Source organism: Kitasatospora sp. NPDC089913, from assembly GCF_044748625.1.
Lineage (GTDB): Bacteria > Actinomycetota > Actinomycetes > Streptomycetales > Streptomycetaceae > Kitasatospora.
This window is the reverse complement of sequence record NZ_JBIVGI010000036.1, coordinates 59,922-73,921: the sequence shown is the minus strand read 5'-3', so window position 1 is coordinate 73,921 and position 14,000 is coordinate 59,922. Positions and strand designations below refer to the sequence as shown.

Sequence of the window (14,000 nt, the reverse complement as noted above, 5' to 3'; positions counted from 1 at the left end):
GGGGCGGCGGCCGCCCCCCCCCCCCCCCGCCCCCCCCCCCCCCCCCGGGGGGGGGGGGCGGGGGCGGCGGCCCCCCCCCCCCCCCCCGCCGCTCGGCACCGGCCGCTCGCGCCGCCTCAGCGGGAGGCGCGAAGCTCCGGCACCTCGATCTGCTCGGTCTCGTCGTGCGGCGTGAGGTCGACCACCTCGGGGGCGGCCGTCCGGCCGACCTGGGGCAGGACCTGGGTCCGCTCCTCGGCGGCCTCCGGGGCCCCGGCGGCCGGCACCGTGCCCTGGGCCTCGACCGGTGTCCGGGCCTGGGCCTGGGCCTGCGCCTGCGCCTGCGCCTGGGCGGCCACCACCTCGTCCCCCACCACGTCCGCGAGGTCGGCCCGCTCGCCGAGCTCCGCGACACTGCCCACGACCGGCGTCGGCGCGGCCGGCCGGACCCCGCCCCCGGCCCCCCGCCCGAAGAAGCTGAACCCCTGCGGCCGCGCGGCCGCGGGCACCGCCGGGCGCGGCCGCTGCCGCTCGGCCGGCCGCACCGGCTGCGCGGCAGGCGCCCCGCCGAGCTGCCCCACGGGCGCCGTCAGCACCGGACGGACCGGCGCGGCGGGAACGGGCGTGGCCCCGCCGGACGCGGACGGCGCGGACGGCGCCGTGCCGGGCGCGGGCACGCCGGGAGCGACCGGAGCGGGCACCACCGGCGCCACTCCCCCGGACACCGTCCCGGGCGCCCGCGCGGGCACCGGGGCGTCCGTGGTCGCGGGCGCCGAACCGGCCCTCAGCGCGACCTCCGCACCCGCCGCGCGCTCCCGCGCGGCGGCGCGCTCCGCCTCCTGCCGGGCCTCCCGCTCCCGCTGTGCCTGCGCCTGCGCCGCCTGCCGCTCCAGCTGCCGCAGCACGGCCCCGGCGCGGACGAAGGCGGCCGGGCTGGCCGGGTACTTGGGGCGGCTCGCGGCGAGCGCCCGCTGGGTCGCCTCGGCCTCCTTGAGCGCCTGCTCGGCGACCGCCACGGCCCGCTCCTTGAGCAGCCGGGCGATCTCCGTCTCGGCCTTCGCCAACCGGGACTTCTCGGCGGTCAGCCGCCGGCCGAACCTGGTCGCCCGCTCCTCGGCCACCTCGGCCGCGTACTCCGCCTCGGCGAGCTGCTCCTCGAACCGCTCCTCGGCCCGCAGCCGCTGCGCCGCCGAGACCTCGGCCGCCGCCCGGGCGGCCCGGTCGCGCTGCCGCAGCAGCACGGCGAAGCCGAGCGTCGCGAGCACCGCGGCGGCACCCACCGAGCGCACCAGCACGGTGTCCTGACTGAACAGCAGCGCTCCCAGCGCGGCGACGAGGAGCACGCCGGCGGCGGTGGGGGGGAAGACCCGGCCGAGGACGGAGGAATGACGGTGGCGTCCGCGAGACATGCTCAAGAAACTAGCGTGCGAATTGGGGCCGTGTCAGCCCAGGGTCGGCTTCGGGCCTTGACACCGCACCCGACCGACCGGACGCGTCCGGGAATCCGCCCCGGACCGCCGGAGCGGGACCGGTCAGCGGTGGGTGGCGGCGGGCCCGTGACCACCCGGGTCGTCGTGGTTCTCCGGCAGCCGGCAGACGTGCTGCAGCCAGAGCGCCGCCGCGATCACGGCCACGCCGGCCAGTACCGCGAGCCCGGCGGTGATCGCCTGGTCCTTGCGGGCCGGCACGTCCAGTTCACCCAGCAGCTGGATCCCGGCGCCCGCGTAGATCCCGGTGACCACCGCCGACACCAGCGCGCTGGCCTGGGCGAGCACCACCGCGCGGGCCGCGCCCAGCGGGTCCACCCGCTTCGCGCCGGGCTGCCGCTCGCGCGCCGCCTTCAGCCGCGCGCGCAGCGAGAACGCGGTCGCCAGCAGGATCGCCGCCACCGCGGCCAGCACCACCGGCGCCGCGCCCGGCACCGCCGGCAGCGTGTCCAGGGAGGCCCAGAGCTTGGCACCGGCCCAGGACAGCGCCGTCGTGACGACGGTGATGCCCACCAGCAGACGGAGGCGAAGCAGCTTCACTCGGACGGGGTCCTTTCCCGGGCGACGGGCGACAGGCGGGACGCGGCAGGCGACGACGGAGCCGCCCGCCCCGGGGGCTCCGGTGCGGCGGCGTCAGGCCACCGTACCGGGCCCGGCCCGGAGGGGTCCCCGGACCGGGGCCGACACCATGGGTACGCCCGACGGCCCCGCCCGAGTTCCCCGGCCGGCCGGGCCGGGGAGCCGCGCCCGCGGCGCGGGCCCGCCGCGGACCTACTCCGGCAGGGTCAGCCGGATGTCCTCGCGGCGCCGGACACCCTGGGCGTCCGGGCCGCCGAGGGCCGCCAGCAGCGCGCCGACCGGCCCGTGCCCGGGCACCTCGGCCTCCGGCTGGGCGTCCAGCCACGGGGCGAGCACGAAGGCGCGCTCGTGCGAGCGCGGGTGCGGGAGCAGCAGCTCCGGGTCCTCGCTGACGACGCCCTCGTAGGCCAGGATGTCGACGTCCAGGGTGCGCGGGCCCCAGTGGACGGTGCGGACCCGGCCGAAGGCGTCCTCGATCGCGTTGCCGCGCTCCAGCAGGTCGCGGGGCGGCAGGGTGGTGCGGAGCACGACCACGGCGTTGTAATACGCGGGCTGCTCGGAGGGACCGCCCACGGCGTCCGTCTCGTACACCGCGGAGACGGCCTTGACCTTCAGCCCGGGCGTGTCCGCGAGGGCGTCCACGGCCCCCTGGAGGGTGTCCAGACGGTTGCCGAGGTTGGAGCCGAGGGCGATCACGGCGCAGCGCTGGCTGTGCAGGGTGGTGTCGGCCGAGTCGACCCGCTGCTCCAGGTCGAAGGTGCTCGGCGCGGCGGTCGGGTCACTGGTGGTCATCGCACTTCCCCTAGGGCTGAGACGGGCCGCGCTGCGGCGGGCACCGGGCACGCGGTACGGGTCACCCGCGGGCCCGGTGGATGGTCACGGTCACGTCGTCGAACGGCACGGTGATCGGCGCGTCCGGCTTGTGCACGGTCACCTCGACCTCCTGCACCGGCTCGTGCTTCAGGCACTGGTCCGCGATCCGCTGGGCCAGGGTCTCGATCAGCTCGACCGGCTCGCCCGCGATGATCGCGGTGACCTCCTCGGCCACGATGCCGTAGTGCGCCGTGCGGGTCAGGTCGTCGCCGGCGGCGGCGGGACGGGTGTCCAGGAACAGCACCAGGTCGACCACGAAGGTCTGGCCCTCGGCCCGCTCACGCTCGAAAACACCGTGGTGGCCGCGGGCACGCAGGCCCCGCAGAGTGACGCGGTCCAGCAAACGAATCACTGCTCCCAGTCGGACGGGCCCCGCCCGGTCGAGAACGGCGGGCAGGGCGGAGACGGGCGTCGCGCCCGCCGCTGACCTTTTCGAATCTACCCGCGCGCGCCGACAACACCCGACCGTCCTACCCGGCACGAACCGTCGCCACGCACGCCGCATTGGCGATTGACGTGAACGTTCGGTGACCTGCCGGGAATTCCCCGGCCACCGGCCGGGGCCGTTTCCCCGGGATTTCCGGCCCGGGCCCGGAATCAGTCCTCGTCGTCCTCGTCGGCGCTGGTCAGAACGGGTGAACCGTGGTGCGACCACAGTTTCCACCCGGCCGGAGTGCGCCGGAAGAGATTGGTCGACACGACCTTTCCGCCGACCAGCGGGCCGAGCTCGCCCTCCTCCTCCGCCTCGCCGCCGGAAAGGATGTTCTCGGTGCACGTGACAAGGGCCACATCACCCTGCACCTCCGCCTCCTCGTCGGTGAGGATGAACTGGATGTACTCGGTGTTCGCCATGATCAGCATGTAGGAGCGGGTCACCTGGGCCCGTCCGCGCAGCACCGGCCACCCCGGGTGGACGCAGACGACGCCCCCCTTGTCGTCCGCCTCGCCCGCGCCCAGCCAGGCGTCCTCCACCGCCTCCTGGTCGCCGTTCTCCAGCGCCTCGTAGAGCGCGCGGTTGGCCTCCAGGGCCGCCTCGCGGTCCGCCTCGATGGACCGTCGGCCCGCTGTCTCCCCGCTCAACCTGCCGTCACCTGCCATGACCCTCCCGTCTTCGCCAAGCGCTCACCCCTGCCGGGCCGCGCGCTGCCAGGCCGCGACCACGCGGACGGCATCCGCCGTCCCGGACACGTCGTGCACCCGCACCGCCCAGGCACCGGCCCCCGCCGACAGCACCGACACCGCGGCAGTGGCGTCGTCGCGCTCCCGGGCCGGGCGCAGCTCCCCGGTTTCCGGGTCGGCCAGCAGCGTACCCAGGAACCGCTTGCGCGATGCGGCGACCAGGACGGGACGGCGGAGCGCGGTGAGGGCGTCGAGGCGGCCGAGCAGCGCCCAGTTGTGCTCGGCGGTCTTCGCGAAGCCGAGCCCCGGGTCGAGGATCAGCTGCCGTTCGTCGACCCCGGCGGCGACCAGCGCCTCCACCCGGGCGGTGAGCTCGGCGACCACGTCGGCGACCACGTCGCCGTAGACGGCCAGCCGGTCCATGTCGGCGGACTGCCCGCGCCAGTGCATCACCACGAAGGGCACACCGGTCGCGGCCACCACCCGGGCCATCGCGGGGTCGGCCAGGCCCCCGGAGACGTCGTTGACGAGCAGCGCGCCGGCCTCCACCGCCCGCTCGGCCACCGAGGCCCGCATGGTGTCGACGGAGACCGCGACCCCGGCGGCGGCCAGTTCCCGCACCACCGGGACGACCCGTCGCAGTTCCTCCTCCTCCGGGACCCGCTGCGATCCCGGCCGGGTGGACTCGCCGCCCACGTCGACCAGGTCGGCGCCCCGGGCGCGCAGGGCGAGGCCGTGGGCGATCGCCTTCGCGGGGTCGTGCCACAGTCCGCCGTCCGAGAAGGAGTCGGGGGTCACGTTGACCACGCCCATGACCGCGCAGCGGTCCAGCCGCGGCAGTCCGGCGGGCAGCGAGTAGGGCACCGAATTGCTCATGCCCCCATTATCCGGTGGCCCGGTCCGCGCCACCCGGGCACCCGGCCGCGCCCGTCGCCCGGACCGCTCCGGTCCCGGACAGCGGGCGGCCCCCGCCGAGGAACGTCCTCGACGGGGGCCGGCGGCCGTGCGCCCGGCTCAGGCGGCCTCGGTGACCTCCGGCCTGGCCCCCGCCGGCTGCAGCCCCTGGCGGCGCGGCCTGCGGCCGAAGCGCGGCATGCCGAGGGTGATGAAGGCCTCCGCCTGCATCGCCGCGAAGCCGATCCTGGGCAGGTCCCTGGTGTTCGGGAAGACCAGGAAGCGCGGCTCCCACTCCGGCTGGAACTTCGCGTTGAACTTGTACAGCGACTCGATCTGGAACCAGCGCGACAGGAACACCAGCAGCCCGCGCCAGGCGCGCAGCACCGGTCCCGCGCCGATCCGCTCGCCACGCGCGAGCGCCGAACGGAACATCGCGAAGTTCAGCGACACCCGGCGCACCCCCATCGCCGGGACGGCCTGGAGCGCGGCGACGATCAGCAGCTCGTTCAGGCCCGGGTCGGCCGCCCGGTCACGGCGCATCAGCTCCAGCGAGATGCCGTCCTCGCCCCAGGGCACGAAGTGCAGCACCGCCTTGAGGTCGTCGCCGCTCTCGCCCTCCTCCGGCGCCTTGTGGGCGGTGACCACCACGCAGGCGTCGTCGCCCGGCTCGCCGAACCGGCCGAGCGCCATCGAGAAGCCGCGCTCGGTGTCGGTGCCGCGCCAGCGGGCCGCCGCGTCGGCGATCCGCTCCCGCTCCTCCCCGCCGAGCTCGGAGACCCGGCGGACCTGGCAGGAGTAACCGTTGCGCTCGATCCGCTTGACCATCTGACGGACGTTGCGCATGGCCCGCCCGGCGAGCGAGAAGGAGGCCGTGTCGACGATCGCCTCGTCCCCCAGCTCCAGCGCGTCCAGCCCCGCCTCCCGGGTCCAGACCTCGCCGCCGACCTCGCTGCAGCCCATCACGGCCGGCACCCAGGCGTGCTCGCGGGCCTCGGCCATGAACACCTTGATCGCGCCCGGCCAGGCCTCGACGTCGCCGACCGGGTCGCCGGAGGCCAGCATCACGCCGGACACCACCCGGTAGGAGATCGCCGCCTTGCCGGTAGGCGAGAACAGCACGCTCTTGTCCCGGCGCAGCGCGAAGTAGCCCAGCGAGTCCCGCTCGCCGTGCCGCTCCAGCAGCGCCCGGACCCTCACCTCGTCCTCGGCGGTCAGCTCCGGCTTCGGCTTCTCCGGCCGCAGCGCGAGGTAGGTGGTGGTGAAGGCGGTGATCAGACCCATCGCGCCGAGCAGGTAGCCGACCAGGTCAGCCATCCGGTCCGAGTTGTAGTGCACCGGCCCCTCGAAGCCGAACAGCCCGTAGAGGACGTGCTCCAGCCGCTGGTACAGGCCCGGGTGCCCCAGCTCGTACTTGGTCCGGGTACTGACGATCAGCAGGCCGATCAGGACGCTCACGGCGCCCAGGACGACCAGGTTCACCACCGCCCGCCAGCGGGTGCGCGGGTCGGCCTTGGCGTAGAACTCGCGCTGGTGGACCAGCATGACCACGAACAGCACCAGCGAGATGACGGCCGGGCCGAGCTGGTGCCAGCGCAGCAGGTGCAGTGCCGCGCCCACCGGCAGCAGCACGCACACCACCCGCCAGGCGCGCCGCTTGCGCCGGCGCAGCGCGTGCGCGAGCAGCACCAGGAGCAGGCCGACCATCAGGGTGCCGGCCGCGGCCAGCGTGGTGGTGCCGCCCGGCAGCTGCCCGGCGAAGGTGTGCACCTTGGTGTGCCGGAGCTTGGGGAACACCGCGCTGGCGATGTCGACCAGTCCGATCAGCAGACAGGCGTAGCCGACCGCACCCGGGAGCCAGGCCCTCGGAACGGCGGCCGCTTGGGTACGAAGCGTCTGCAGGCCGCGACGGCGCTGCGGCTGCTCGGGGCTCGGCTCAACGGACACGGGAACGCTCATGGGGGTTCAGCGTAGAGGCTGTCGCGGGGTGTCCGGTCACTCCGGGGTGGGAGCCGTGATGGACCTTCATGCGTTTTCCTTCATCTGGCAAGACGCACACCAAGGAACCGGCAACGAAGGGTAAACCGGCGCCCCGGGGGCGCTGCGAATTGAGCCGAGGGGTGGGTCCCGGGGGCCCCTCGCCGCGTGGCGCGACGAGCCCCCGCGTACGTGCTACGTACGGTGGACGCCGCATTTTAGGGCGTCGGTTGCGCGCGAGCGCCACCGGGATCCCGGGCCGTCCCGGCGTCCGGACAGCCTAGCCGCGGTGGCCGGAGCTGACGGTCCGCCAGACGATGAAACCCGCACTGCCAGTGTCCCACCGGAAGGCCGACAGCATGGAACTGACCAGCGACGCGCTGATGAACTCGCTGCTTGCCCTGGGTTCGGCCGCGCTCGTGATCACCCTGTGGCTGTGGCCGCGGCTGGCGAGGCAGCGCCCACTCCCGGTGCTCGGCCGGGTCGGCCTGTTGACGCTGACTCAGATCGTGCTGGTGTCGGTGCTGGCGCTCAGCGTCAACAACTCCTTCGGGTTCTACACCTCCTGGGACGACCTGCTCGGCTCGGGCGGCACCAAGCTCGCCCTCACCAGCAACGAGGCCCGCAAGGGCGGCGCACCGGTCGGCGACGCCCTGGTCCAGCCGACGAACGAGGGCGGCATGGAGACGGTCGGGGACCTGCCCAAGGGGCCGCCCGAGGAGGTCGGCCGGGTGGAGTCGGTCCGGATCACCGGCAAGGAGACCGGACTGTCCGACCAGATGTTCGTCTACCTGCCGCCGGAGTACTTCGACCCCAAGCTCGCCCTGACCCGGTTCCCGGTGATGCTGGCGATCGCCGGCTACCCCGGCATCACGGTCAATCTGATGAAGGAGCTGCCGGTCGTCCAGCAGGCGGTCGAGCTCCAGCGGGCCGGGAAGATGCAGCCGACCGTCGTGGTGCTGTCCCGCCCGACCCTGGAACCGCCGCGGAACACCGAGTGCGTGGACGTCGCCGGCGGGCCCCGCACCGAGACCTGGTTCACCAAGGACGTCCCCGAGGCGCTGCACTCCGCCTACCGGATCGGCCGCTCCCCCGCCTCCTGGGCCGTCTTCGGCTACTCGACCGGCGGCAGCTGTGCGTTCCGGCTGGCGATGCGCTCTCCGAACGTGTTCGGCGTCACGGCCGGACTGCACGGCGACGTGAAGGTCGTCGAGGACCAGTTCACCGGCGGCAGCCTGTTCGGCGGGGACCGGACGCTGGCGGAGCAGAGCGACCTCACCTGGCGGCTGCAGAACCTGCCCGCCCCGCCGCTGTCGATGCTGGTGGTCTCCACCCGCAAGGAGGCCGACTACCCGCAGACGGTCCAGTTCGTCGAGCTGGCCCAGCAGGTGGCCGCCTCCAATCCGCAGTTCCAGGTGGAGTCGATGTACCTGGACGACGGCGGCCACAACTTCGACAGCTGGATCCGCGAGCTGCCGGCCACCCTGGAGTGGATCGGCAACCACCTCGGCTAGGACACCTGAGTGATTACCGGCGGGTCGGGCGCGGCGGGCGCCCCCGCGGGGGGACGTATCGCGACCGCCCCGGCCGACGGCCGGGGCGGTCCCTGACCCGGGCAGGAGGCCCCATGCTCAGCACCCGATCCCTCTTCGAGGAGATCTACCGGAACGACGAGGCCTACCAGTTGTTCTGCAGCATCGCCGCCGGCGGCGAGGACCAGGGCGGCTGGGAGAACGAGCGGATCACCGAACTCACCCGTGACCCGGTCCTCGCCCCGAAGATCGCCCGGCACGGCGCCGACGAGCGCAAGCACGGGCGGATCTTCACCCAGCTGCTGCACAAGCGCGGCCTGCCCAAGGTCGACGTCCCCGCCGAGGCCGACTACTGCATGCTGCTCGAGCGGCAGGGCGTCGGCCTCGCCCACGAGCGGCTGACCACGGACATCCCGCTGACCGACCGCGAGATCATCACCTATCTGGCGCACAGCCGGGTGACCGAGCAGCGTGCGGCCGAGCAGATGCGCCAGCTGGTCAAGGCGTACGGGGACAACCCCGACCTCGGCCGGGCGATGCGGATGATCTCGGCGGACGAGGACAACCACCTCGCCTACTGCCACGAGGAACTGCTGCGGCTCTCGGCGGAGGGCCACGGGCCGTACATCCGGCACGTCCTGGAGACCTGCGCCCGGGGCGAGATCCGCACCCACCGGGACGTCGGGCTGGCGGTGACGTCCCGGATGGCCCGGATCCTCGCCTGGCCGCGCTGGCAGCTGGCCGTGGTCACGGCCGGCCTGCACGCGCTCTACCTCTACGACCTGCTGTACGGCTGGCGGCGGATGGTGCGGCTGCGGATGCCCGCCCGGCGGGACGCGCTGGGCACCCCGGCCCCGCCGCACGCCGGGCCCGAGCCGCTCTGAGCGGCCCCCCGGCCGCCCGTCCGCCCGTGCGGGGCCGTCGCGACCCGGTCAGCGCCCGATGATGAGGCTCATCGCCTCGGCCCGGGTGGCCGGGTCGCGCAGCTGTCCGCGCACGCAGGAGGTGATGGTCTTGGCACCGGGCTTGCGGATGCCGCGCATCGACATGCACATGTGCTCGCACTCGACGACCACGATCGCGCCGCGCGGTTCCAGGATCCGCATCAGCGCGTCGGCGACCTGGCTGGTGAGGCGCTCCTGCACCTGCGGCCGGCGGGCGTAGACGTCGACCAGCCGGGCCAGCTTGGACAGGCCGGTGATCTTGCCGCTGGGGGACGGGATGTACCCGACGTGCGCGACCCCGCGGAACGGCACCAGGTGGTGCTCGCAGACGGAGGTCAGCTCGATGTCCTTGACCAGCACCATCTCGTCGTGGCCGAGGTCGAAGGTGGTGGTCAGGACGTCCTCGGGCTCCTGCCAGAGGCCCGCGAATATCTCCTTGTAGGCCCGCGCCACCCGGGCCGGGGTCTCCAGCAGACCCTCGCGGTCCGGGTCCTCACCGACCGCGAGCAGGAGTTCACGGATCGCGTTCTCGGCCCGCTTCTGGTCGAACGTGCCGACGGCGGGCGGACCGTCGAGCGTCACCGGGTCGATCATGCGGGCCTCGCTAACTCGTTGGCGAACAGGGGTTGAACAGCACGGATGCCGCGCCTCCAGGGTACAAACCCCGGTGACGCGGCATCCATTCCGGCGGGTGCCGGAGGTGGTTCGTCAGCCCTCGGTGGGCGGCTCGACGGGCAGCTGCGGGAGCTTGACCACGTCGGCCGGAGCGGCCTCGGCGGCGCCGGCGCCGTTGGTGAGCGCCAGCTCCTTGGGCGACTGCACCGGCGGGCGGGTGGACGGCGTCCGACGGGCGGAGCCGGTCCAGGCCGGACGGGTCGGGCGCTTGACGATCGGCGCGAAGATCTCGGCGATCTGCTCCTTGTTGAGGGTCTCCTTCTCGAGGAGCTCCAGGACCAGGTTGTCGAGCACGTCGCGGTTCTCGACCAGGATCTCCCAGGCCTCGTTGTGCGCGCTCTCGATGAGCTTCTTGACCTCTTCGTCGACCAGCCCGGCGACCTCTTCCGAGTAGTCGCGCTGGTGGCCCATCTCGCGGCCCAGGAACGGCTCCGAGTTGTCGCTGCCGAACTTGATGGCACCGAGGCGCTCGGTCATGCCGTACTGGGTGACCATGGCCCGCGCGGTGGCGGTGGCCTTCTCGATGTCGTTGGAGGCACCGGTGGTCGGGTCGTGGAAGACCAGCTCCTCCGCCGCGCGCCCGCCCAGCATGTAGGCCAGCTGGTCGAGCATCTCGTTGCGGGTGGTGGAGTACTTGTCCTCCTCCGGCAGCACCATGGTGTAGCCGAGGGCCCGGCCGCGGGACAGGATGGTGATCTTGTGCACCGGGTCGCTGTACTGGCAGGCCGCCGCGACCAGGGCGTGGCCGCCCTCGTGGTACGCGGTGATCTTCTTCTCCTTGTCGGACATGATCCGCGTGCGCTTCTGCGGACCCGCCACGACGCGGTCGATCGCCTCGTCCAGGATGTTGTTGTCGATCAGCTTCTTGTCCGAGCGGGCGGTCAGCAGCGCCGCCTCGTTCAGGACGTTCGACAGATCGGCACCGGTGAAGCCGGGGGTGCGCTTGGCGACGGCCGAGAGGTCGACGTCGGGCGCGATCGGCTTGCCCTTCTGGTGCACCTTGAGGATGTCCAGACGGCCCTGGAGGTCGGGGCGCTCGACCGCGATCTGACGGTCGAAGCGGCCCGGACGCAGCAGCGCCGGGTCCAGGATGTCCGGGCGGTTGGTGGCGGCGATCAGGATGACGCCGCCCTTGACGTCGAAGCCGTCCATCTCGACCAGCAGCTGGTTGAGGGTCTGCTCGCGCTCGTCGTGGCCGCCGCCGAGGCCCGCACCGCGGTGCCGGCCGACGGCGTCGATCTCGTCGACGAAGACGATCGCCGGGGCGTTCGCCTTGGCCTGCTCGAAGAGGTCGCGGACCCGGCTGGCGCCGACACCGACGAACATCTCGACGAAGTCGGAACCGGAGATCGAGTAGAACGGCACCCCGGCCTCGCCCGCGACGGCACGCGCCAGCAGGGTCTTGCCGGTCCCGGGCGGGCCGTAGAGCAGCACACCCTTGGGGATCTTGGCGCCGACGGCCTGGAACTTGGCCGGCTCCTGGAGGAACTCCTTGATCTCGTGGAGCTCCTCGACCGCCTCGTCCGCGCCCGCGACGTCGGAGAAGGTGGTCTTCGGGGTGTCCTTGGTGAGCAGCTTCGCCTTGGACTTGCCGAACTGCATGACGCGCGAGCCGCCGCCCTGCATCTGGTTCATCAGGAAGAGGAAGACCAGCACGATGATCACGATCGGCAGCATCGACAGCAGCAGGCTGACGAGGGTGCTCTGCTTCTCGGGGCTGACGGTGTAGCCCTCGGTCAGCGTGCTCTGGTCGTTGTCGTTGATCTGCGCCTGCAGCTTGTCGGCGATGCCGACGCCCTGGTCCCCGATGTAGGAGGCCTGGAACTTGCTGCCGGACTGCGGCTTGCCGGTGCCCACGGCGGGCAGCTTCGCGCCGTCCTTCAGTTGGATCTTGATCGTGTTCGAGTCACCAGTGGTGATCTGCGCCGACTTGACCTGCTTCGCGTCGATCGCTGCGACGACCTGCCCGGTGTCCACCGTCTTGTAGCCGTTCGAATCCGAAACGACCTGCATCAGCACGATGACGGCGAGGACGGCCAGCACGATCCACATGATCGGCGCACGGAAGTATCGCTTGACGTCCATCCATGCGGGGCGTTGCCGCCCCGTCCCTCCTGCCACTCAACGGCGCCGCGGGGCTGTGGGCCACCGGCGCATTCGGTCAGTCAGTGCTCATGTGAAGAGCGGTTTTATTGGACCGTACCGCAGTACGCCCCCCAGGTGGCGGGAGCACGGCGATACGACGTTCTTCTATGGTCCCCCGACTCAACGGGCGGGAACAGGATCCTGTTCCCGCCCGTCGTCCGAACGGGTTCTCAGCCGCCGTAGACGTGCGGGGCGAGAGTGCCGATGAAGGGGAGGTTGCGGAGCTTCTCCGCGTAGTCGAGACCGTAGCCGACCACGAACTCGTTGGGGATGTCGAAGCCGACGTACTTGACGTCGATCTCGACCTTGGCCGCGTCGGGCTTGCGCAGCAGGGTGCAGACCTCCAGCGAGGCCGGGCCGCGCGAGCCCAGGTTGCCGAGCAGCCAGGACAGCGTCAGACCGGAGTCGATGATGTCCTCGACGATCAGCACGTCCCGGCCGGCGATGTCGGTGTCCAGGTCCTTCAGGATCCGGACCACACCCGAGGACTTGGTGCCCATCCCGTAGGAGGAGACCGCCATCCAGTCCATGGTCACCTGCGAGTGCAGGGCGCGGGCGAGGTCGGCCATGACCATCACGGCCCCCTTGAGGACGCCGACGATCAGCAGGTCCTTGCCTGCGTAGTCCCGGTCGATGCGCTCGGCCAGCTCCAGGAGCTTCGCGTCGATCTCGTCCTTGCTGATGAGCACCTTCGCGAGGTCAGCGCCCATGTCGTTCTGGTCCACCGGGGATACGTCCTCAAACGTGTCGGGGTCTGGATGGCCGGCGGCCGGCTCCCCCGGGCATGCCCGCCCGTCAGTCGCCCTGTCGCCGAAAGACCAGCGTGCCACACCGGCGGGTGGCCTCGACGCCCCCGGGTAGGTGCAGCGGCCCCTGACCACGCCATCCGGTGACCAGCAGGTCGATCGTCTCCAGGTGCCGGGCGAAGAGGTCCCCGGCCGGACAGCCCGCCCGCAGCGCGGCCCGGCGCAGCACCCGGCGGCGCACGGCGGGGGGCAGCTCGGACAGCTTCCCGGCGTCCAGGGCGCCTTCGCCCGTCCGGATGTCGCGTTCGGCGAGCGCGGCCCACTGGTCGAGCGCGTCGGCGTCGTCGCGGAACAGCCGGGCGGTCCGGGCGAGCGCCTCGACCACGCCGCCGCCCAGGTGCTTCTCCAGCACCGGCAGCACCTCGTGCCGGACCCGGGCGCGGGTGTAGGCCGGGTCGCAGTTGTGCGGGTCGTCCCAGACCTGGATCGCCTGGGCGGAGCACGCCTGCCGGGTGGCGGCCCGGTCGAGCTCCAGCAGCGGGCGCCGGTAGCGGCCCTTCTGGGCCGGCATGCCGGCCAGCGAGCGGGCGCCGGACCCCCGGGCCAGGCCCAGCAGCACGGTCTCGGCCTGGTCGTCGCGGGTGTGGCCGAGCAGCACGGCGACCGCGCGGTGCCGCTCGGCGGCCGCGTCCAGGGCCGCGTACCGGGCGTCCCTGGCGGCGGCCTCGGGGCCGCCCTCGCGGCCGACCCGGACGGCGATCGCCTCGACCGGGTCGAGGCCGAGCTCGCGCAGCCGGTCGGCGACCTGGTCGGCCCGCTCGGCGGAGCCGGACTGGAGGCCGTGGTCGACGGTGACGGCGCCGACCCGCAGACCGATCTTGGGGGCCTCGAAGGCGGCGGCGATGGCGAGCGCCATGGAGTCCGCACCGCCGCTGACGGCGACCAGGACCAGCGGCGAGCCGGGCGCGGCGGGGGTGCGGGGCAGCCCGGACGGATGGCGGTGGGCGTTGCCGATCAGCGTGGTGCCGACGGCGGCCGGCAGGGCGGCGG

Annotated in this window: 13 protein-coding genes; 2 read left to right on the top strand and 11 right to left on the bottom strand. The window is 73.1% G+C overall.

Annotation, left to right across the window (positions count from 1 at the left end; genetic code table 11):
• Positions 1–116 precede the first annotated feature (116 nt).
• The 7 genes from ACIPYS_RS35755 to ACIPYS_RS35725 all read right to left on the bottom strand — a co-directional run bounded on the left by ACIPYS_RS35755 (position 117) and on the right by ACIPYS_RS35725 (position 6,890).
• Entirely contained in the window at positions 117–1,388 is a 1,272-nt protein-coding gene (locus ACIPYS_RS35755) for a hypothetical protein (protein WP_400754161.1), read from the bottom strand.
• Positions 1,389–1,511: 123 nt separating this feature from the next.
• Entirely contained in the window at positions 1,512–2,006 is a 495-nt protein-coding gene (locus tag ACIPYS_RS35750; protein ID WP_093861489.1) for a DUF3180 domain-containing protein, read from the bottom strand.
• A gap of 231 nt (positions 2,007–2,237) precedes the next feature.
• Positions 2,238–2,837, bottom strand: a complete 600-nt coding sequence (gene folK, locus ACIPYS_RS35745; RefSeq protein ID WP_093861488.1) for a 2-amino-4-hydroxy-6-hydroxymethyldihydropteridine diphosphokinase — start codon at positions 2,835–2,837, stop codon at positions 2,238–2,240.
• 61 nt (positions 2,838–2,898) lie between these two features.
• Positions 2,899–3,258 carry a dihydroneopterin aldolase gene (gene folB / locus ACIPYS_RS35740; RefSeq protein WP_045939025.1) on the bottom strand — a complete coding sequence of 120 codons (360 nt, stop codon included), beginning with the start codon at positions 3,256–3,258 and terminating at the stop codon, positions 2,899–2,901.
• A 257-nt stretch (positions 3,259–3,515) separates the two neighbouring features.
• Complete coding sequence (locus tag ACIPYS_RS35735) at positions 3,516–3,998, bottom strand: nuclear transport factor 2 family protein (RefSeq protein WP_231977725.1); 483 nt, start codon at positions 3,996–3,998, stop codon at positions 3,516–3,518.
• A 42-nt stretch (positions 3,999–4,040) separates the two neighbouring features.
• Positions 4,041–4,913 (bottom strand): dihydropteroate synthase, encoded by an 873-nt coding sequence (gene folP / locus ACIPYS_RS35730; protein WP_173862099.1) that lies wholly within the window; start codon positions 4,911–4,913, stop codon positions 4,041–4,043.
• Positions 4,914–5,051: 138 nt separating this feature from the next.
• Positions 5,052–6,890: a phosphatidylglycerol lysyltransferase domain-containing protein gene (locus ACIPYS_RS35725; protein ID WP_093861486.1), complete on the bottom strand. Its 1,839-nt coding sequence runs from the start codon at positions 6,888–6,890 to the stop codon at positions 5,052–5,054.
• Positions 6,891–7,267: 377 nt separating this feature from the next.
• Between ACIPYS_RS35725 and ACIPYS_RS35720 the strand changes: the two genes are divergently transcribed.
• Positions 7,268–8,422 (top strand): alpha/beta hydrolase, encoded by a 1,155-nt coding sequence (locus ACIPYS_RS35720; RefSeq protein ID WP_400754154.1) that lies wholly within the window; start codon positions 7,268–7,270, stop codon positions 8,420–8,422.
• Positions 8,423–8,535: 113 nt separating this feature from the next.
• Entirely contained in the window at positions 8,536–9,324 is a 789-nt protein-coding gene (locus tag ACIPYS_RS35715; protein WP_093861484.1) for a ferritin-like domain-containing protein, read from the top strand.
• Positions 9,325–9,372: 48 nt separating this feature from the next.
• Here the strand turns inward: ACIPYS_RS35715 and folE are convergent, their stop codons facing one another.
• The 4 genes from folE to tilS form a co-directional block, all read right to left on the bottom strand.
• Positions 9,373–9,978 carry a GTP cyclohydrolase I FolE gene (folE, locus tag ACIPYS_RS35710; RefSeq protein ID WP_093861483.1) on the bottom strand — a complete coding sequence of 202 codons (606 nt, stop codon included), beginning with the start codon at positions 9,976–9,978 and terminating at the stop codon, positions 9,373–9,375.
• A 114-nt stretch (positions 9,979–10,092) separates the two neighbouring features.
• Entirely contained in the window at positions 10,093–12,144 is a 2,052-nt protein-coding gene (ftsH, locus tag ACIPYS_RS35705) for an ATP-dependent zinc metalloprotease FtsH (protein WP_093861482.1), read from the bottom strand.
• 230 nt (positions 12,145–12,374) lie between these two features.
• Positions 12,375–12,929, bottom strand: a complete 555-nt coding sequence (gene hpt, locus ACIPYS_RS35700) for a hypoxanthine phosphoribosyltransferase (RefSeq protein WP_030059589.1) — start codon at positions 12,927–12,929, stop codon at positions 12,375–12,377.
• Positions 12,930–12,999: 70 nt separating this feature from the next.
• Positions 13,000–14,000, bottom strand: a 1,001-nt coding sequence (gene tilS, locus ACIPYS_RS35695) for a tRNA lysidine(34) synthetase TilS (RefSeq protein ID WP_400754148.1), incomplete at its 5' end; no start/stop codon positions are given.